Below are 18071 nucleotides of genomic sequence, written 5' to 3'. Positions count from 1 at the left end.
TTTTAGACCTTCTTTTCAAGGGTATGTTCCGCAATGAGGTTATGTAATTTCAGGGCATCTTTTTCCACAATCCCTTGTAGGTCAATTTTTATTTGGTTGCCGCTGTTTTTAGTGATTATCAATGTATTGTTATCTATTATTTCCGATCCCTTAATATTGTTATAAGTCAGATTTTTGCCCCAAAAGGAGTTGATTTTTATGCTGATTCCTTTTTTGTTCCACTGTACATAATTCTTGTATAATAACATTCTGCCGAAATATACCAACCAAAGGAACCAACCAAATAAAGTAGTTCCCTTATTAATATTGGGGTTGTCAAATTCAAAAGGCTCAAAAGAACCAAGGAGGATGAATATTACAGCCACTATTAGAATGGATGTAACCCTCCAATCTTGCGTATTATCAAAATGAATTCTCTTCATTTGGGTTGGGTTGGTATATTAAATTTGTGCCTTCTGCTTCGTTTAAATGTAGTGACTCTTTTTTACACTTTAATCATACAAACATGTAACTCCTTCCAACGGAAGCACTGCTGGGGGCTTTTACCAAGTTAACCAATAGTGTCAAATATTTTCAACAAAATCTAAAAAGACCTTTTTATGGCGTTCCACATCCATATCGGGAGAAAGTGCTACACGGGCAATATAATCCTTGTCGCCCTCCTTGGTAGTTCCCTGAGTAGATGTTGCGGGGATAGTCCAGTAACATCCATGCAGCTGCCCATAACTCACACAATACTTGCTTTCTTGGGGAATTTCAGTAATCATTAAATTGATCAATTTCAAATTCAATGCCCTCTTATAAGCTTCCCTTTCCTCATAGGTAGTTCCTTTGGTGGGAAGATCCAATGAAAACACAGAAGGAGTAAAGCCTTGTTGTGCCAATTCTGCTGAAACAAAATTGATTTTCGCCTCTGGTAATGTTTCCTTTATGTAGGTGACAAATTCTCGGGTATTTATATAGGCATCCTGTATCCGCTGATTCATGGAAGGCAGTTGTTTTGCCAAAATTCCGATTTGATGCCCAGTGGCCTCGTTGTCGCAAAGTCTTAGATGCATGTTTATCTTGTCCATCAAGCCTTCCGCTTTTTTATTTGCCACACCATAGCCAGCAGTACATTTACCGCCACTTGGGAATTTGGAGCCACTTGCATACGAAATAGCTCTAACGGTTGAGAGTATTTCGCCTTCCCCTAAAAAGTGCACATTGGGACAGAAGGTTTGATCTAAAATAAAAACAGGGTCGATAGCTACTTCCCCCTTGGCTGTTTTACGGCCCGCACTTAAGACGGATTTTAATTTTTGAAGATCGGGAACTTCCACCCTAGGGTTAGTTGGAATTTCAGCGATGATATAAGGGATAGCATCTTCGTTTGAAATTTTATCTAAAATGGAATCAAGGCTTTGGACCATATCGTTGTCTCCATCCACAGGGAGATCTACTACTTCTACATTGTCAATACAAGCTGCAACCCGTCTTGCCTGATCATTTGTGCCACCATAGCAATTTGGGGGGACAATAAATTTAATGGCCTTTCCGGGATAGTTTTCCAAGGCATCGTGTATGAGCCCCATCATTATCGCATACTGCATGGATAACCCACTGGATGCTACCAAGGGTGTTGTGGTGGTCCCTGTAATATCTTTGATGGAGTCTAGGACCAGTTTTTGGTTAGTTTCCTCCTGTTGACTATCTGAATTATTTTTCTGGGGTTTAAAAGAAGATTGACTTACGAGCGATTCTAAGGCCGTAAGACAATTGATGGGGGTCATTGCAATGGTCTCTCTTCTTCTTACATGCTGAATTTCTGAGATGTAATGGTCGTTTTGCGGTCCATTCACGACCAAGACACTCCCCAAGTCGGCATACATGGTGATAAAGAAGTCGACCTCGTTAGCCTTCGGCAGGGTAAGATCAACAGTTGAAAAATCCTCTTGATGAGAAATGAAAATGGTGCTGCCGTTGAACTTGGAAATTTCTGAAAGGCTGTCCGCCTTTTTTAAATCAAAATGATAACCATAAACGCGCTTAAGGATCTCAGCATCAAAAAAATCGGGCAGGGCCCCATTATAGAGGATCTGGGTGTTCTTGTCTTCTAGCAAATTCTTTCTTAAAACAGCTAGAATTGGGGCCGTCTTAGAGCTAAAACTGATGACACCTTCCGGATTTAGGGTATTTAGGTTAGCAATGGCCCATTCCAAGATACAGGATAGGGGATGGCCTAGTCTAATGTAATCGTATGCAGTGGGTAATTCACTAAGTGCCGAGGTATCAGCAATATTGTTATTATATAAGTTTTGAAACTGATCCAAGAACTGGGTTTTGGCTAACTCTTCATTGTAAATATCCAATCGATGGGTGGTAAGTCCCACCCAGCCCTTTGGCATATTATTCAATACCTCTTTTATATAATCCAACATTTTATGCTCTTCCATTATGGTCACTTTTAGACAGGCCGCCAATTTACAATTATTAGATGTATTTGAAGAATGTTACAAGAGGTTTTGTTGCTTTGTGATAACCGTTGGTACCAGCAGTTTTATCGTAAATATTTAATTATGTCAACTAATAAATGCTTTGTGAAAGCTAGAATGTAAATCTTGTTCCTAGCACTTATTTTAAAGGCTAATCAGGGATAATTATATTATAAGAAGGTACTGAAGCTCTTAACCACTTATCTTTTTATTTATGGGATTAGTTATATTATCATTTGAGCAACTATCACATTATTAATTTTGTATTTTTAATATGCTCCAAAACAAAATATTAGGATACTTTCGAATCGTAAATATACGTTTGGATTTTGAATGAAGTGAACATTTGATTTTATAATGGATTACCAGTTCACCTTGGAGAGGTAGGAGGTTCATTTTAAGACAGAGTGATTGAGCACTAATAGACAACAGGCGATTCATAATTTTATAATTTGCCTAATGGAGAGAATGTCTTACAGTTTTATAAAAATTAACAGCAAAAATATTCATCATGAAATGGAGAGGTAGGCGTCAAAGTTCAAATGTGGAAGATAAAAGAGGTCAGTCAGGATCCAGTAGGGGTATAGGTGGGTTTAATCCAATGTTATTGGGCCCATTGGTTAAGCTACTTTTTTCTAAAACGGGTTTAATTATAGTCGGAGTGTTATTGGTATTTTCTTTTATTACCGGTAACAATCCCTTAAACTTTCTTGGAAATCTATTTCTCGGTGGCGATAGGCAGGCAGTATCTACAGAATCCTATCAAGGCACTAAAGAGGAAAATATGCAGGCCGAATTAAGTGCCACTGTTTTGGCGAGTACTGAAGATGTGTGGAATAAAATTTTGGATGGTTACAAAGAGCCGACCTTAGTGCTATTTACAGGTTATGTCTCATCGGCCTGCGGTTCTGCATCTAGTGCAACTGGTCCCTTCTATTGTCCTGGGGATCAAAAGTTATATTTGGATCTCAGTTTCTTTGAGGATATGGAACGCAAAATGAATGCGCCCGGGGACTTTGCCCAGGCCTATGTCATAGCCCACGAGGTAGGGCATCATGTCCAAAAACTAATGGGTACCATGGATAAGGTGAACCGTTTGAGGGGGCAATTAAGCGAAACTGAATTCAATAAGATTTCGGTGCGATTGGAATTACAGGCCGACTTCTATGCCGGGGTTTGGGCAAATCATTCGCAAAGAATGACACAAATAATGGAGAGTGGTGATTTGGAAGAGGCCCTTAATGCCGCCAATGCCATTGGTGATGATCGATTACAACGTCAATCGACCGGAAGGGTGGTGCCCGATTCATTTACCCACGGCACCTCAGAACAACGGATTAGATGGTTTAAGAAGGGTTTTGAAACCGGGGATATATCCCAAGGGGATACTTTTAATGCTAAATCACTTTAATAATAGGGTAACTGCGTTGCTCGACAAAACTTCCAGTTAGGTAAATGTTAGTGGATATGAAGAATGAGTGGGTTATAAATCTCCCTTATATTAATGCTCTTCCAATGTAGTCACATTTAGTCAGGCCACTATTTTAGAATTAGTATATGTATTTGAAGGAGGTTCAAGAGGTTTAATTGCCCTGTGCTCAAAAGATGGATATAGGGAACTAGTTCAATGAGCAGCTATAATATTCTGGGCAGGCACGAGCGAGACACTTGCGCTAGCGCTGGGGGTGACGCTAACGTTAACCAGGGTTATACCAATAAAAAATTCCTGCTTACACAATTATATTGAATGTTTATTGAGATTAGTTGGCTTTTTTAATTCTTTAATCCAGTTTCTATTTTGTTTTTTACTTCCCGCAATACTTTTTTATGCAAACGGTTTTCGTTCTCCTTTATAAATTGGATTACGGGTTCTTTGTCGATTTTTGCCAATTCCCGCAAGGCCCATGAAAGAGCTTTTACTATCATTTCTTGATGGTCGTCAACAACCAGTTTACATATTTCCAATGTCCGTTTACTATCTCCAAGTCCACCCCTAGCTTTTTGGTTTAAAGAGATAGTTGCAACTACCGCTAGTCTCCTAATCCAATAATCATCTGATTTTAAATAATTCTTTACTTTTTCTGTGCCAATAATATTTTCTCTCCAAGCACTTCCTACCACTATAGCTCCAAAATAATCTACAGATATCCAATTGTCCAAATTCTTCTCGATGCTTTCAATAAATTCTTCTGACAACGATTTATATAAATTTTTTTCTGATTGCAGATATTCAAAGGCCAGTTGTTGTAATTCAAAAACATCCTCATCGATAAGTCTTCTTATCAAATCTAATTTTTCTTGAGTTTTAAGCGATTTGGTTTTCTTTTTTAACTCTTTAAGGACAACCTTCACATTTGGGACCGTTACTCCGATAACATGCATTTTTGTCGGATATGATCTTTTAGCAAATTCAATCCGCTTTTTGTCCGCAAACCCTTCAAGTGATTCCCTGATATCTTTAATTAAAACTTTCATTTCACAGTCTGAGATTTCTATTTACCCTTGTCTTTAAAACAGACCCACAACCAAGGTGCAAACTAACCTACTCAACATTCACGATAGTAACCCTCGCGCTAGAGGAAGATACTCATGACAGCCTGCTGCCAGATTTATTTTATGCAAGGTTAAGACGTTAAAAATCTATGGCATCTGGATGTAACCCAGAACCTCCAAAATTGTCCATTTGATTGATGGCTTTCATATCGGATGCTGAAATTTCAAAATCAAAAACTACGAAGTTTTCCTTTATTCGATGAGGGGTGGTAGATTTTGGAAGTGGGAGCACCTTATTTTGCAATGCCCACCGGAGACACACCTGAGCCACAGATTTATTATATTTAGAAGCCATCTCTTTCAACATTTTATGCTCCAATACCTTACCTCTTCCAAGGGGGCTCCACCCTTCTACCAGGATGTTGTTCTCGGTGCAGAAGTTCACACAAGCATTTTGCATACATCCTGGATGATATTCTATCTGATTGACCGAAGGTTTAATCTTTGCATTGTCCAGTAAAGTCTCAAGATGATGTTCCATAAAATTACTAACGCCAAGGGCCCGGATCTTTCCTTCGGTGTAAAGTTTCTCCATGGCTTTCCAAGTATCTGCATTAATCTCACGCCAATTGTTGAATTGATGGGCAGAGGCAGGCCAATGGATAAGATATAGATCAAGATAGTCTAGTTGCAAATCATTTAATGTCTTTTCAAAAGCCTTCAAGGTAGTTTCATATCCACGTTCAGTGTTCCATACTTTGCTCGTTACAAAAAGCTCTTCACGGTCAAGACCACATTCTTTTATACCAACACCAACACTTTTTTCATTCCCATAAATGGCGGCAGCATCAATATGTCTATAACCAGTTTGTACTGCAAGTTTTATGGAATTTATTGCAGTTTCCCCCTCGGGTGTTTGCCAGGTCCCAAAACCTATTGATGGAATTTTGACATCATTGTACAATTTAAAATATTTTTCCATAATTGTCTGTTATTCTTCCCAACCCCATGGCGCGTTGGGTGTTTCAATAGGTTTGCTGGTATCAAAACTCACTGTAAAAACTCTTTCCGTACCAAGTCGTCTCAGATTATACGTAAACGACTTATCGTCAACTGTAATCCACCAAACATTTGTGGATGCATGTGGAATCAAATCACACGTTTCTTGATCGGCAGGAAAGAATTGGATAGTGGATAATCCCGTGTTGGTTGAGGTGCCTCCATATTGGGTCACTTTATCCGGAGTTCCATCTTCATGTCGATGGTCGTGTTTGAGGGTGATGAAATTGTCCTGTGAAGTTAAAACCCAAGTACGTGATCTATCCTCTCCGACAAAGAAGGGAATTCGGATTCGGTTTTCTTCACAGCTTTTTACGTGCATTATAAGTTTTTTGCCCGTAAAAGGATCGTCGGCCGAAGCTCCCGCTGTTATTTCCCCTTCAAAAGATTGCCCGCAATACGATTTTAATGTTTTCCAAAATTCGTCCGACCCAGATTCTGATTGACAAAAACTGAATTGGAAGGCAAGCATTAGCATAGATAGAATTACTTTTTTCATCATTTTTAAAGAAGTAAATAAAGGTTTAGTTGTCACCGTTCTTCTATAGAACAGTATACAAGGTAAAGATAAGTTGAAAGAGTTCCATGCACTGCCATAAAAATTCTCAACTTTCACGAGCGTGACGCTCGCGTTAGAGGGGATTTATGAAAAGGCTTTTTTAGCTCTAAATTCTTTATTAATTAACACCTTCCTAGTCTACTTGCCATAACTTCCATGGAGCCCTATAGCTAGGTTTTAGAAGCGCATTGGCTTCAGTTGAATTTGTGATGATCCCTTTATGATTGTCCCATTCCAATTTTTTTCCGGTTTTGTAGGCTATATTTCCCAAATGGGCAACTAGGGCTGCATTGCGTCCCATCTCAATGGTACAATTGGGGTCTTTTCTGCTTTTGATACATTCATAAAAGTTTTTAGCATGTAACTCTACCCCATTGATGGTACTTTTTCTTGGAGGAAAAACTTCAGTAAGGTATTTACCATCTTCCTGAATAGGTATTACCTTCCAACTTGACCTATTTACTGCCAGAATCCCTTTTTCTCCTATAAAGGCTACGCCGGGTTCGCCTGTTTCTTCCAGATATGGTGAGGTTCCCATGGCCATAAACTGCTCCCAGATTAAACTGAAACCGCCAAAATCATAAACCGTGGTAAGGGTATCCGGTGTTTCTGCAGCGTTATTGGGAAATGCCAATTTTCCCCCAATAGCTACTACCGATTTTGGAGCCGTAACATTCATTCCCAGTAAAACCATATCCAACATATGAACTCCCCAATCGGTCATAAGACCTCCCGCATAGTCCCAGAAATAGCGGAATGAACCATGAAATCGATTTTTGTTAAATGGCCTTTCTATGGCCGGCCCTAGCCAACGGTTATAATCTACACCATGAGGGGGTTCAGTGTCAGGGACCACTTCAAAGCCACGACCGTAATTCACATTCGCCCAAGCTTTTACCTGTCTGATTCTTCCCAAGGCGCCAGTATTAAGATATTCAAGAGCAGTGATCCAATGCGGGTCGCTCCTCTGCCACTGCCCAACCTGAACCACCCTATTATATTTTCTAGTTGCTTTTACCATGAGCTCAGCTTCCGCAATGCTGTTAGCGATGGGTTTTTCTACATAGACATCCTTTCCTGCCATACAGGCATCGGTCATTTGAATGCAATGCCAATGGTCCGGTGTTCCAATAATGACGGCATCCAAATCCTTCATTTTTAGCAGTTCCTCATGTTTAGTAAACGTTTTTGGTCGGTGCCCGTTCATAGTTTCCAGTTCTTCGGCACGACTTTTTAATAAGCCTGCGTCCACATCGCAAAGGGCAGTACATTTAGTGTCTTTGTTATTTAGAAAAGAGATCAGGTCCCACCAACCCATTCCATTAACCCCGATCAGACCAACATGTATAACATCTTTGTTCTTTACAGTTTGGGAAGTGGAAATGTGACTTATGGGTAAGGTGGTTGCAATGGAGGCTGCCCCTAGATTTTTTAAAAATTTTCTTCGATTGCTCATTTGAAAGGAATTGATCCCTTAAAATAATCATTTATTAAATAGGATTTTAGGGTTTCGCCGATTAAAATCGACACGTTTGACACTTAGGGGTTATCAAACAAGAAGTTTATTAGAAGCCTTTGACTGTCAAAAGAACCATTAATTTAAACCTTAAATTGTACCGTTGTTGGCAATTGAAAATTTTCAATCATTTTAAAATACTACTTTTTGAAGTTGTAATGGCACGAGCATGACGCCTCTGCTAGCGCGAGCGTCTCCCCTATTCTGGCGCGAGCACCTCGCTCGTGCCCTCAGCCAATTTCAAAATCTTTGTTTCTCTTGCTAGCGCGAGCGTCTCGCTCGTGTCCTTTGGCCCTATTGTCCTATGCTAGCGCGAGCGTCTCGCTCGTGTACTCGGCCTATTTCGAAAATTTTGTCTCTTATGAGATTTCATAGAAATCCCAGGTCTATACCATCATTGTCAATTTTCAATATCGTATCATCATCAACATAATTTCTGGCACTGCTATATTTCCATTCTATGGGGTCGGTAACAAAGCCTTGTTCTACAGGATTATAGTGGATATAATCTATTTTCTGTTTTATTACCTTATCGCTCCATAGTTCTATAGGTTTATTGTGCTGCTGCCAAAACTGTCTTTTTGATACATTACTTTTCTTTTTTCCTGCCCTTTCCATCATCCATAATAGCCATTCCTTTCTACTCTCTTGAGGATTTTCTTCAATTTCTTTTATCATCTGTTTTGCGGTAAAGCCTTTAAAGTCCCTTAAAAGGCCAGATGGATCTCCATTGGTTGATCTAAAGATTAAATGTACATGACTGGGCATAAAACAATAAGCGAATACCTCCATACCTTTTTCTTTTCTGCAATGTTCAATGGCCCGTTCCAATATCGAAAAATAAGGTTGCCTTGTAAATACATCTATCCAATGCACGGTTGCAAAGCTTACAAAGTAGGCTGCGGTCGGGTTATGGAATTTGTATTTTCTGCTCAATTTGATTATTGAATATTTTGTTTCTTAAATGTTGAAGGCACGAGCGTGACGCTCGCGCCAGCGGGGTAAGTTTCTTATTATTTTTGGGTAATAATATTTTTTCAGACAAATGATATTTATCTGCTTCATTTTTAAATAGCGAATCCAATGATGTTCTTATAGATTCAGCATATTGTTCATATGTATTGGCATTCCTTTTTTTAGAATTGTATATTATTATAGGTTCCAAATAGGACATGGTCTGATTTTCTGAAAATGTTATTTGTGTATTTCCTTGACAAAAAGATTGTTCTCCAGTAAGGAAAACAATTAAAAATAATACATATTGATATTGGTTTATTTTCAGACTCATAAGGTTGATATATTCTTTTCAATATTATAATAATAATGCCTCTGCATTCACGAGCGTGACGTTCGCGCTAGCGTAGCCAGTCAGTGTTATAATACGTTTAATTTGTTCGCATAGCAATGACCTCATATGGCTTTTCTGGAAATCCGCATAAAATCATTTTTTCATCATCAACATTTATTATCGGCATAATTAAGGTTCTAAAATTATTGTAAAGCATTGAAAATAGAAGTGTTTGGTCTATTTTTTCTAATAGAATTGTAGTTCCTTGCTGGTTTAATCTTTTGTTGATTTCTTGGATATAAGTCCTATCTAAAATGGTATTAAATTCAATTATGACCTTTTCATGCTTCCAATTAAGATCATATTTCATAAGTTGAATTCGACTTTCAGATAGGTGTGATTTTGTAGGCAATAATCTGACATAATCCTCCTCAAATATTACGTCTTCCGTTCTAGATTCCACATCATGAATAAGTATATGTCTTACTCCTTTTCGAAATAATCTAATCCTATTTGGATTGATAATTTCTATTTTAGTGAATGAAGAAACATCTTCATTGAATTTATCCTGTTTAGTTTCGGCTAGCACTAGATTTTTTGAGTTTTTATTTAAAAAGGAATATTTTATTTTTCCATTCTCAAATACAATAAGGAAAGGTTGGCCGAATGGTCTTCCTCCGCTAACATTTAACCATTTTCCTCCAAGTTTATCGATCATTTTTAAAATAGTTTATATAGGTTTTTGAATAAAACGTAGCCTACTATTTAGGCACGAGCGTGACGCTCGCACTAGAGGAGGGTTTTAGAGTAGCTTTAGGACTGTTTTTATGAAAATGAATATGGTAAACACCAATAGCAATGTTATCAAGCCATTGATCATAAAGGCAATGACATATCGGTAATCCTTTTCTTTATGCCTATTCCTGATCAATTTGATGAAACCAGCTACTCCTGACACCTCTACTATTAGCAGTGGAATGCCAACAAGGAACATGAATGGATATTTTTCAAAATCTCCAAATAAATGGATTAGGACAAAAGCGGTTATTATTAAAGCCAAATGAATTAAGCTTCGTCTATATGTTCTTGTGAAAATTGATAATTCCATAATATAGTTTACATAGGTTATTGAATGAATCGTAGCCTACCACTTAGGCACGAGCGTGACGCTCGCGCTAGCTTGGTAGTGAAAAATCGGGATTTATTTGCTTCTCGATAAATACGACAAATTCTATAGTTTCTTTAATGTGTTTTTCAACATCTTCTTTATCTAACTTAATGTATTCACCGCCTTTTGTTTTTCCATTTCGATGAACTATGTCATGTCGGGTTTTAATGTTTTTAATAATTTTTTCCATGTTTGGAAATTGAACTTTAAGAGTGTCATGGTACATTCCTTTTACCTTAGGTAAGTCATGGTAGATTACATCCAAAAGTTCCCTTTTTACTATTTCATAAAGTTCGTCTAGTTGACTATAAATATTACCTAGTTCAAATTTCCGATTTTTTAGACCGTGGTATGTACTCACAAATTTTCGAAAATTAACTTCATCTCCAATTACTTCTCTGATAAGAGTAGAAGATAGGTAATCCTCTAAGCATGTAATTGCACCAGAAAAAATTTGTCGGTGAAGTGCAATTTGGAGGGATTTCTTTTCGAAGACAGCTAAATTTAGCTGAGATAAATCCTCCATATCATTAATAAATCGACCAATAGACTGATCAGTACTTAGAATGGCATCTACTGCATCATAGTCATAAATTTCTTCCCATATATCATAAGTTATTGCATCAAGGATGTCTCTCTTATCTATTCCATCAATTTCAATATATGGTTCCGTATTATCATTCACATTAGGAATACCTACATGGATAGTGTGATATTTACCACATTTTGGACATCTTTTATTATCAATATTAGTTAAACAAGGGGTTCCATCTACATCTAAATCAGGGTAATCAATGTCCGGAATTGGAATTTTTCCTGAGATTAATTTTGTGCCACAGCTATCGCAGATAAACCTAACAGCAACCCATCCATAATCAATTAAGTCAAAATTTTTATAACCCATATTTAATTAAGCGTGATCTATGACTAAAGAGAAGCAATTCAATTAAACTCCAAATAATCCTCCTTTAAATGTGATCTGCCACCAAACCAACATGTCGAGAATATTCTCCGCCTAAATCTACATAAATTATTAAGAAAATAATCTATTTTATAGATGTTTTTATCTCCACAATCCCATGCCTAAATATTAAATGGGTTATCGTATCTTTGCGCCATGGTAAAAAATGAAGTTTTAGCATTGGTGGACAAAGGGGAAATGCTCCCTTTAATGGAGGAATTCTATACCATACAGGGAGAAGGGTTCCACAAGGGCACCGCCGCCTATTTTATTAGGGTAGGGGGTTGCGATGTGGGCTGCCATTGGTGTGATGTTAAGGAAAGCTGGAATGCAGAAACACATCCTCCAACACATATCTCTGCCATTGTGGACAATGCCGCGAAATATTCGGATACCATTGTAGTGACTGGGGGCGAGCCCCTTACGTGGGACATGAATCCGCTTACCGCTGCCCTAAAGGACAAAAACCTGCAGGTGCATATAGAAACTTCCGGAGCCTACCCGCTTACCGGCCATTGGGACTGGATCTGCCTTTCCCCAAAAAAGAACAAACTGCCGGAAGGGATCATCTATGACAAGGCCCATGAGCTGAAAATGATCATCTTTAACAAGCACGATTTTATCTTTGCCGAGGAACAGGCAGCTAAAGTAAACGGCAACTGTATCCTATACCTACAACCAGAATGGAGCGTACGTGATAAAATGGTCCCCCTGATCGTAGACTATGTGATGAAGAACCCCAAATGGAAGGTCTCCCTACAGACGCATAAATATTTAAATATCCCCTAATAAAAAAAGCTCCTTCTGAATTATCAAAAGGAGCTTTTTTAGTTTAGTATCAAAACGTAAGACGAGAGATTCAAGAGACAAGACGTAAGTCTCAAGAGGCAAGATCTACCGGCCTCCGTTGGCTTGAAGGTCCAGCATGCATTCCGCATCCAATTCAGGGACGGCCCCGTTCTTGGCTACCAACATTTTTCTCATTCCAGAACCAAATTCCAGTTCGGCATTCATTAAACATCCATCTATATCACAGTGGCTATCGCCCACCAACTGTCCCTCTTCATTCTGAGATTGGGACTCGTGTGGGTTCACCATAGTGCTCCCTAAATTCACCAGTCCGAACAAATGTCCAAACTCATGGTGCATGGTAGCGGTTTCGGCCGTGGCCAAAGAGATCAATACACTGGAATTTGCCAGTTTGCGCACGGTACTCTCATAAATCACCATGGAAGTATTGCGGTATACCGCTCCCAAAGTGGCCGAATTACCATTGGGTGTATCCGTGTCGGATGGGGCATCGGCAAAATAAATATATACGGCTATAGTATCTTCTGTATTGTAAACGGTCCTGTTCTCCTGCTCCAGCTCGTCCACTTCCTCAAGGGATAAGGACGTCTTTTTAGGAGAGGGTAAAGATTTAAAGATGACCTGAACATCTTGCTTAAATGTCACCTCCTTTAAAAATTCTATTACATCGGCTTCGGTACGGGCCGTAGGCCTAAAACCTTCCACATAGGCGATCTCTATCAATAATTTGGTATAGGTGCTATTGGCCAAAAGGTCATTGGCAGAATCCCCGGTCCCCTGAAGGTTAGGAGTCTTATTAATTTTTGGTGGTTCCTCTGTGCCGCCGTCACTGGAGTCTTTGGAGCAACTGTAAACGGTTAAAAAGGCTGTTAGTATTAGGAAAACATATTTCAATTTCATAGCATCAAAAATCTTTAATTCTTAGTTCACTACCTGTACTTACGATAACGAAACCAAATTGGTTCTATTGTAAATCTAGGGTAAGCTTAGCTAAATAGTCGTAATGTTCTCCCTCGCTTACAAGCTCACAGTTAAAATTTGAGCTCTGTGCAGCACGTTGCAACGTATTGTAATCTATATAAAGCCAAGGAAATTCATCGGTCTTTTTCTTTTTGTATTCCATGGTAAAAGTCACCTCCCCATAATAATTTCCCGTGTCGGGTAGCCAATACCCGCCATCCTCGTCCTCCTCGAACATATAGATGATATCACTGGAATCTAACAACAACTGTCCCCCAGGTTTCAACAACGTTTTAATATGGGTGAAGAATTTATCCAGGTTCTTTAGTTTCCCCACGATGCCAATCCCGTTCATGAGCATTAAAAGGGTATCAAATTTCTGGTCCTTAAGATCATACAGGTCAGACTCCACCACCTTTTTTATCCCCCTCAGTTTGCAGGCTTCCACGGCTCCGTGCGACTGGTCCAGCGCAGTGACATCAAAGCCCTTTTTCTGTAGGTAAAGGCTATGGCTCCCTGCCCCGCTACCAATATCCAAAATGCTGCCCTTGCACAGTTTTAGGGCTTTTTGCTCCAAAGGGGGCATTGCCTTAAAGGTGCGGAAGAGATAGGGTACGGGAATAACATCTTCCTCGTCCAGGGAGGAGTAGGTTTTGATATCCTCCGTATAGGTGCCCAATTGATAATCCAGGATAGCGTTCCCAAAAATGTCCTTCTCCATTTAAATTTGTTTTTTCCATGCAAATGTGGGAATTTTGGCCCACTTTAAAAAGTTTATTGCCCCATGGACGAAGTATTAGGCAACCTCCCAAAATTAGCAAAGGAAAAGCACGCGGAAAACAAGAAATTCTTTGCTAAATTAAAGAAGAAGCCGCCCAAAGATCTGGATTATGTGATGCAGGAGCTCCATGAGGAGGAATTCCAGCGCACCGATTGCCTTACCTGCGCCAATTGCTGTAAGACCACAGGACCTTTGTTCACTACTGCCGATGTGGAGCGGATTGCCAAACACCTTCGCCTAAAACCCCAAAAATTCATTGATACCTACCTTAGGGTGGATGAGGAGAACGACTATGTGCTGCAGAGCGTGCCCTGTACCTTTTTGGATGCCGAGAACTACTGCATGATCTATGATGTGCGGCCAAAAGCCTGTAGGGAGTTTCCCCATACCGATCGTAAAAAGTTCCAGCAGATATCTAACCTTACCCTTAAGAATGTGGCCATTTGCCCCGCCGCCTTCAATATTGTAGAGGAAATGAAGCGAAGGGTGAAATTAAAATAAGGTCACGCTTTAATCCACATTTGAAATGTTGGGCAGGTTGTTTATATTGCAAGTATGGAATCCATTATCAGTTATTTTGAAACCATTCCCTCTTCCCATAGGAGTATCATCCTGGCGTCTGGGATTACTTTCTTTTGGCTGTTGGAATACGCCGTGCCCTTGTTTAGGTTCAAGTATAAGAAGTTCAGGCACGGGGCCCTCAATATCTTTTTTACCCTCACTACCATTGTGGTCAATTTTGCCCTTGCCTTTATCCTTTTAAAGACCAGCGATTGGACCGTGACCCATAATTTTGGAATTCTAAACTGGGTGGGTGGTATGCCGTTATGGGGCAAGATTTTATTAGGGGTCTTATTGTTGGATTTTATTGGGGCATGGTTTGCACATTGGGTGCAGCATAAGATAAAAGTACTTTGGGGTTTTCACCTGATCCACCATACAGACCATGAGGTAGATACTACTACCGCCAATAGGCACCATCCGGGGGAGAGCGTCATTCGTTTTTTGTTTACCTGTTTTGGGGTATTGGTGGTTGGGGCGCCCATAGGCATCGTTATGCTATATCAATCACTTTCCGTTGTTTTGTCACAGTTCAACCATGCTAATATCACCTTGCCAAAAAAGTTGGATGATCTGTTGAGTTACGTGATTGTTTCCCCAGACATGCACAAGGTGCACCATCATTATGTATTGCCGTATACAGATTCCAACTATGGGAATATCTTTTCTATTTGGGACCGACTCCTCGGCACTTTCACTAAACTGCCCAATGAAGATATCGTCTATGGGGTAGACACCCATCCCAATGCGGCGGACAATGCTAACATAGGCAAGCTCTTGGGAATTCCTTTTAAGAAAAAGCGAAATAGGGCAGTAGATGCTCCTACCTTAAAGGCTGAGCAATAAAAGCTCTAGTCGTACATTAAATATTTTATCCGAATCTTTCTAAAGGCATCCAAGTCGGCTTGCCATGTTTTTTTGATGGCCTCCTCGGAAAGTCCGGCTTCAATCTGCTGCTGTAGTTTTTCCGTTCCCGAGTGTTTGGTAAAGGAATCGGTCAAGAAAAATTTACTCTTATCGGTAGTGTTTTTATAGGCATCTATCAACCATGCCAGGGTGACCCGTTGCAGTTGTGGACTATTGGAAAGGTCCTTCCCGTAGCAGGTCTTGCCTTCTTCCTTGGGATATTTGGATCCGAAATTGGGTTTGGGCACATAGGTGAAATCATAGGCTGAAGGGTTTATAAAAGAAGCCCCATAACGTTGAAACTGAAATTCCGTGCCCCGCCCTGCATTGACGTTGGTCCCTTCAAAAAGTCCTAGACTTGGATATAGATTAATGCTCTTGTCATTCGGCAGGTTTGGGGAAGGCCTTATCGGCAGGTGGTACTCGGTATTATGGGTGTAGTTTTTTAAGGGGATCACGGTGATGTCGGCTTTCTTTTTGCCTTCCAACCAATTTTCACCATTTAGCATTTGGGCGTATTCGCCAATAGTCATCCCATAGACCAAAGGGATAGTGGTCATCCCCAAAAAGCTGGTGTGCTTGGCCTCCATGGTAGGGCCGTCCACATAGCTGGCATTGGGATTGGGTCTATCCAAAATAATCACGGGAATATTGTTCTTGGCACAGGCTTCCATCACCAATTGTAGGGTAGCGATATAGGTGTAGAAACGAACTCCCACATCCTGGATATCAAAAAGGACCACATCCAAACCTTGCAATTGTTCATCCGATGGTTTTTTATTTTTTCCATAGAGGGATATCAAGGGCAGTCCGGTTTTGGTATCCAGTCCGTCTTTTACAACTTCCCCGGCGTCTGCCTCCCCACGGAAACCGTGCTCTGGGGCAAAGACCTTTTTTACATCGATCTGAAGGGCCAGAAGGGAATCCACCAAATGGGTATAGCCTTGTTTTTTGAAGATGACACTGGTCTGGTTGGCCACTATGGCCACCTTTTTATTCTTGAGCAAAGGTAGATATTCCGCAGTGCTGTTGGCGGCCACGACCACAGTAGCCAAAACAGGCTCCGGGACTTGGGCGGTAATGCTATCGTTGGTATTTTTGTGGGATGTCATTTTGTTTCCACAAGAAGAAAGTATCAAAACCCACAATAAAAATGTACTTTTGAAAATGGATAAAAACCCCATAGATTGAATTTAGAATTTTTTATTGCCAAGCGACTTATCAAGGGCAAAGAGCATAAAAGTAGTATTTCCGCACCAATTATAAAAATAGCGATTGTAGCTATTGCATTGGGGGTAATCATGATGCTGATTGCCATTGCCACGGGCGTAGGCCTCAAGCATAAAATTCGCGAAAAAGTGGCCGCTTTTAACGGGCATATCCAAATTTACAACTACGATAACAATACCTCCGACGTATCGGTGGTTCCCGTATCCCTGGAACAGGAATTTTACCCGGAATTTAAGGACATTGATGGTATTAGCCATGTGCAGGCGGTAGCCAGTAAAGGCGGAATCATCCGAACTGAGGATACTTTTGAGGGAATAATTGCTAAAGGGGTTGGCAAGGATTTCGAGTGGAAGGCATTCAAGGATTATCTGGTTACTGGTACGTTGCCCAAGTATACTGGTGATTTAAATGATGAGGTGCTCATTTCCCAAATTCTCGCCACTAGATTACAGCTCAAAACGGGGGATTCTTTTTTTACCTTTTTCCTGAAGGATGACGACCCTTCCCAAATCCCGAACCAACGGAAATTTAAAATCGTTGGCGTCTATGACAGCGGATTTGAGGAATTTGATAGTAACTACATTTTTATAGATCTGCGCCACATCCAACGGATGAACAAATGGGAGAGCAACGAAGCAGGGAATTTTGAAGTGTTCCTCCATAATTTTGATGATATAGACCAGAAGACCAAAGAGATTTACGGGAAGACACTCTCCAATCTGGACACCCAGAATATAAAGGACAAATACTATAAGATCTTCGAATGGATAGGGCTCTTCGATTTTAATATCGCGCTTATCATTGGGATAATGGTCATTGTAGGGGGCATCAATATGATCACCGCCCTTTTGGTGCTTATTTTGGAACGTACCCAAATGATAGGGATCCTAAAAGCTTTGGGCTCCAGCAACTGGAGCATCAGAAAGGTGTTTTTGTACAATGCCACCTATTTAATTGGCGTTGGTCTCTTTTGGGGCAATCTACTGGGCTTGGGACTACTTTTGGCACAGGAGAAATACCGTATGTTCAAATTTCCCAATCCGCAGGAATACTATATAGATTATATTCCTGTACATCTGGACGTGATCACAGTACTTACCCTCAATATTGGGGTTTTGTTCCTTTGCCTCTTAATGCTTCTGATCCCTTCTTATATTATCACCAAAATATCCCCTGTAAAGGCGATTAAGTTCGAGTAGGAATTGGCTGCTTAGTAGATCGACCAGCAACAAAATCAACCCTAATATCCCTGATTTTTGTAATGGAACCAAGGCTGGCCTTCCTGAAAATCAACGGACTAAGAAA

The 18071-nt window shown here is 40.0% G+C and carries 19 protein-coding genes; 5 read left to right on the top strand and 14 right to left on the bottom strand.

What is annotated here, in order from left to right; translation table 11 throughout:
• Positions 1-2 precede the first annotated feature (2 nt).
• Positions 3-422 carry a hypothetical protein gene (locus tag ABXZ32_RS02900; RefSeq protein ID WP_354617181.1) on the bottom strand — a complete coding sequence of 140 codons (420 nt, stop codon included), beginning with the start codon at positions 420-422 and terminating at the stop codon, positions 3-5.
• Between the two features lie 141 nt (positions 423-563).
• Positions 564-2435, bottom strand: a complete 1872-nt coding sequence (locus ABXZ32_RS02895) for a PLP-dependent aminotransferase family protein (RefSeq protein WP_354617180.1) — start codon at positions 2433-2435, stop codon at positions 564-566.
• 550 nt (positions 2436-2985) lie between these two features.
• Here ABXZ32_RS02895 and ypfJ point away from each other — a divergent pair.
• Positions 2986-3885 carry a KPN_02809 family neutral zinc metallopeptidase gene (gene ypfJ, locus ABXZ32_RS02890; protein WP_354617179.1) on the top strand — a complete coding sequence of 300 codons (900 nt, stop codon included), beginning with the start codon at positions 2986-2988 and terminating at the stop codon, positions 3883-3885.
• Between the two features lie 362 nt (positions 3886-4247).
• Here the strand turns inward: ypfJ and ABXZ32_RS02885 are convergent, their stop codons facing one another.
• The 9 genes from ABXZ32_RS02885 to ABXZ32_RS02845 form a co-directional block, all read right to left on the bottom strand.
• Complete coding sequence (locus tag ABXZ32_RS02885; protein ID WP_354617178.1) at positions 4248-4949, bottom strand: DNA alkylation repair protein; 702 nt, start codon at positions 4947-4949, stop codon at positions 4248-4250.
• 157 nt (positions 4950-5106) lie between these two features.
• Positions 5107-5949, bottom strand: a complete 843-nt coding sequence (locus ABXZ32_RS02880) for an aldo/keto reductase (protein WP_354617177.1) — start codon at positions 5947-5949, stop codon at positions 5107-5109.
• 9 nt (positions 5950-5958) lie between these two features.
• Positions 5959-6528: a hypothetical protein gene (locus ABXZ32_RS02875; RefSeq protein ID WP_354617176.1), complete on the bottom strand. Its 570-nt coding sequence runs from the start codon at positions 6526-6528 to the stop codon at positions 5959-5961.
• A gap of 190 nt (positions 6529-6718) precedes the next feature.
• Positions 6719-8041, bottom strand: a complete 1323-nt coding sequence (locus tag ABXZ32_RS02870; RefSeq protein ID WP_354617175.1) for a Gfo/Idh/MocA family protein — start codon at positions 8039-8041, stop codon at positions 6719-6721.
• A gap of 429 nt (positions 8042-8470) precedes the next feature.
• Positions 8471-9037, bottom strand: coding sequence for an REP-associated tyrosine transposase (locus ABXZ32_RS02865; RefSeq protein WP_354617174.1), 567 nt, complete (start codon positions 9035-9037; stop codon positions 8471-8473).
• Positions 9012-9389, bottom strand: a complete 378-nt coding sequence (locus ABXZ32_RS02860; RefSeq protein ID WP_354617173.1) for a hypothetical protein — start codon at positions 9387-9389, stop codon at positions 9012-9014. The genes ABXZ32_RS02865 and ABXZ32_RS02860 overlap by 26 nt, the downstream gene beginning before the upstream one ends.
• A gap of 97 nt (positions 9390-9486) precedes the next feature.
• Positions 9487-10107 carry a hypothetical protein gene (locus tag ABXZ32_RS02855; protein WP_354617172.1) on the bottom strand — a complete coding sequence of 207 codons (621 nt, stop codon included), beginning with the start codon at positions 10105-10107 and terminating at the stop codon, positions 9487-9489.
• 84 nt (positions 10108-10191) lie between these two features.
• On the bottom strand, positions 10192-10497 hold the full coding sequence (locus tag ABXZ32_RS02850; RefSeq protein ID WP_354617171.1) for a hypothetical protein: 306 nt from the start codon (positions 10495-10497) through the stop codon (positions 10192-10194).
• Positions 10498-10564: 67 nt separating this feature from the next.
• Complete coding sequence (locus ABXZ32_RS02845; RefSeq protein ID WP_354617170.1) at positions 10565-11461, bottom strand: hypothetical protein; 897 nt, start codon at positions 11459-11461, stop codon at positions 10565-10567.
• Positions 11462-11674: 213 nt separating this feature from the next.
• Between ABXZ32_RS02845 and ABXZ32_RS02840 the strand changes: the two genes are divergently transcribed.
• Positions 11675-12307 carry a 7-carboxy-7-deazaguanine synthase QueE gene (locus ABXZ32_RS02840; protein WP_354617169.1) on the top strand — a complete coding sequence of 211 codons (633 nt, stop codon included), beginning with the start codon at positions 11675-11677 and terminating at the stop codon, positions 12305-12307.
• A 105-nt stretch (positions 12308-12412) separates the two neighbouring features.
• Here ABXZ32_RS02840 and ABXZ32_RS02835 read toward each other — a convergent pair whose 3' ends face one another.
• Positions 12413-13228 (bottom strand): hypothetical protein, encoded by an 816-nt coding sequence (locus ABXZ32_RS02835; RefSeq protein ID WP_354617168.1) that lies wholly within the window; start codon positions 13226-13228, stop codon positions 12413-12415.
• 64 nt (positions 13229-13292) lie between these two features.
• The gene (locus ABXZ32_RS02830) at positions 13293-14009 is read right to left on the bottom strand and encodes a class I SAM-dependent methyltransferase (protein WP_354617167.1); all 717 of its coding nucleotides are present in this window, start codon (positions 14007-14009) and stop codon (positions 13293-13295) included.
• A 63-nt stretch (positions 14010-14072) separates the two neighbouring features.
• Between ABXZ32_RS02830 and ABXZ32_RS02825 the strand changes: the two genes are divergently transcribed.
• Together ABXZ32_RS02825 and ABXZ32_RS02820 are read left to right on the top strand one after the other, a co-directional pair.
• Complete coding sequence (locus ABXZ32_RS02825) at positions 14073-14570, top strand: YkgJ family cysteine cluster protein (protein ID WP_062055611.1); 498 nt, start codon at positions 14073-14075, stop codon at positions 14568-14570.
• Between the two features lie 54 nt (positions 14571-14624).
• Complete coding sequence (locus ABXZ32_RS02820; RefSeq protein WP_354617166.1) at positions 14625-15476, top strand: sterol desaturase family protein; 852 nt, start codon at positions 14625-14627, stop codon at positions 15474-15476.
• Positions 15477-15481: 5 nt separating this feature from the next.
• Here ABXZ32_RS02820 and ABXZ32_RS02815 read toward each other — a convergent pair whose 3' ends face one another.
• On the bottom strand, positions 15482-16720 hold the full coding sequence (locus ABXZ32_RS02815) for an exo-beta-N-acetylmuramidase NamZ family protein (RefSeq protein ID WP_354617165.1): 1239 nt from the start codon (positions 16718-16720) through the stop codon (positions 15482-15484).
• Between the two features lie 3 nt (positions 16721-16723).
• Between ABXZ32_RS02815 and ABXZ32_RS02810 the strand changes: the two genes are divergently transcribed.
• Positions 16724-17965 carry an ABC transporter permease gene (locus tag ABXZ32_RS02810; RefSeq protein WP_354617164.1) on the top strand — a complete coding sequence of 414 codons (1242 nt, stop codon included), beginning with the start codon at positions 16724-16726 and terminating at the stop codon, positions 17963-17965.
• Positions 17966-18071: the final 106 nt, after the last annotated feature.

Source organism: Sediminicola luteus (assembly GCF_040566555.1).
In the GTDB taxonomy this organism is placed as follows: Bacteria; Bacteroidota; Bacteroidia; order Flavobacteriales; family Flavobacteriaceae; genus Sediminicola.
Note: the sequence above shows the minus strand (reverse complement) of the source record. Positions and strands in the feature narration are given on the sequence as shown.

What these genes read in the sequence shown, in the direction of transcription:
- ABXZ32_RS02900 (WP_354617181.1), bottom strand. Translation starts at nt 422, where the DNA reads ATGAAGAGAATTCATTTTGATAATACGCAAGATTGGAGGGTTACATCC.
- ABXZ32_RS02895 (WP_354617180.1), bottom strand. Translation starts at nt 2,435, where the DNA reads ATGGAAGAGCATAAAATGTTGGATTATATAAAAGAGGTATTGAATAAT.
- ypfJ (WP_354617179.1), top strand. Translation starts at nt 2,986, where the DNA reads ATGAAATGGAGAGGTAGGCGTCAAAGTTCAAATGTGGAAGATAAAAGA.
- ABXZ32_RS02885 (WP_354617178.1), bottom strand. Translation starts at nt 4,949, where the DNA reads ATGAAAGTTTTAATTAAAGATATCAGGGAATCACTTGAAGGGTTTGCG.
- ABXZ32_RS02880 (WP_354617177.1), bottom strand. Translation starts at nt 5,949, where the DNA reads ATGGAAAAATATTTTAAATTGTACAATGATGTCAAAATTCCATCAATA.
- ABXZ32_RS02875 (WP_354617176.1), bottom strand. Translation starts at nt 6,528, where the DNA reads ATGATGAAAAAAGTAATTCTATCTATGCTAATGCTTGCCTTCCAATTC.
- ABXZ32_RS02870 (WP_354617175.1), bottom strand. Translation starts at nt 8,041, where the DNA reads ATGAGCAATCGAAGAAAATTTTTAAAAAATCTAGGGGCAGCCTCCATT.
- ABXZ32_RS02860 (WP_354617173.1), bottom strand. Translation starts at nt 9,389, where the DNA reads ATGAGTCTGAAAATAAACCAATATCAATATGTATTATTTTTAATTGTT.
- ABXZ32_RS02855 (WP_354617172.1), bottom strand. Translation starts at nt 10,107, where the DNA reads ATGATCGATAAACTTGGAGGAAAATGGTTAAATGTTAGCGGAGGAAGA.
- ABXZ32_RS02850 (WP_354617171.1), bottom strand. Translation starts at nt 10,497, where the DNA reads ATGGAATTATCAATTTTCACAAGAACATATAGACGAAGCTTAATTCAT.
- ABXZ32_RS02845 (WP_354617170.1), bottom strand. Translation starts at nt 11,461, where the DNA reads ATGGGTTATAAAAATTTTGACTTAATTGATTATGGATGGGTTGCTGTT.
- ABXZ32_RS02840 (WP_354617169.1), top strand. Translation starts at nt 11,675, where the DNA reads ATGGTAAAAAATGAAGTTTTAGCATTGGTGGACAAAGGGGAAATGCTC.
- ABXZ32_RS02835 (WP_354617168.1), bottom strand. Translation starts at nt 13,228, where the DNA reads ATGAAATTGAAATATGTTTTCCTAATACTAACAGCCTTTTTAACCGTT.
- ABXZ32_RS02830 (WP_354617167.1), bottom strand. Translation starts at nt 14,009, where the DNA reads ATGGAGAAGGACATTTTTGGGAACGCTATCCTGGATTATCAATTGGGC.
- ABXZ32_RS02825 (WP_062055611.1), top strand. Translation starts at nt 14,073, where the DNA reads ATGGACGAAGTATTAGGCAACCTCCCAAAATTAGCAAAGGAAAAGCAC.
- ABXZ32_RS02820 (WP_354617166.1), top strand. Translation starts at nt 14,625, where the DNA reads ATGGAATCCATTATCAGTTATTTTGAAACCATTCCCTCTTCCCATAGG.
- ABXZ32_RS02815 (WP_354617165.1), bottom strand. Translation starts at nt 16,720, where the DNA reads ATGGGGTTTTTATCCATTTTCAAAAGTACATTTTTATTGTGGGTTTTG.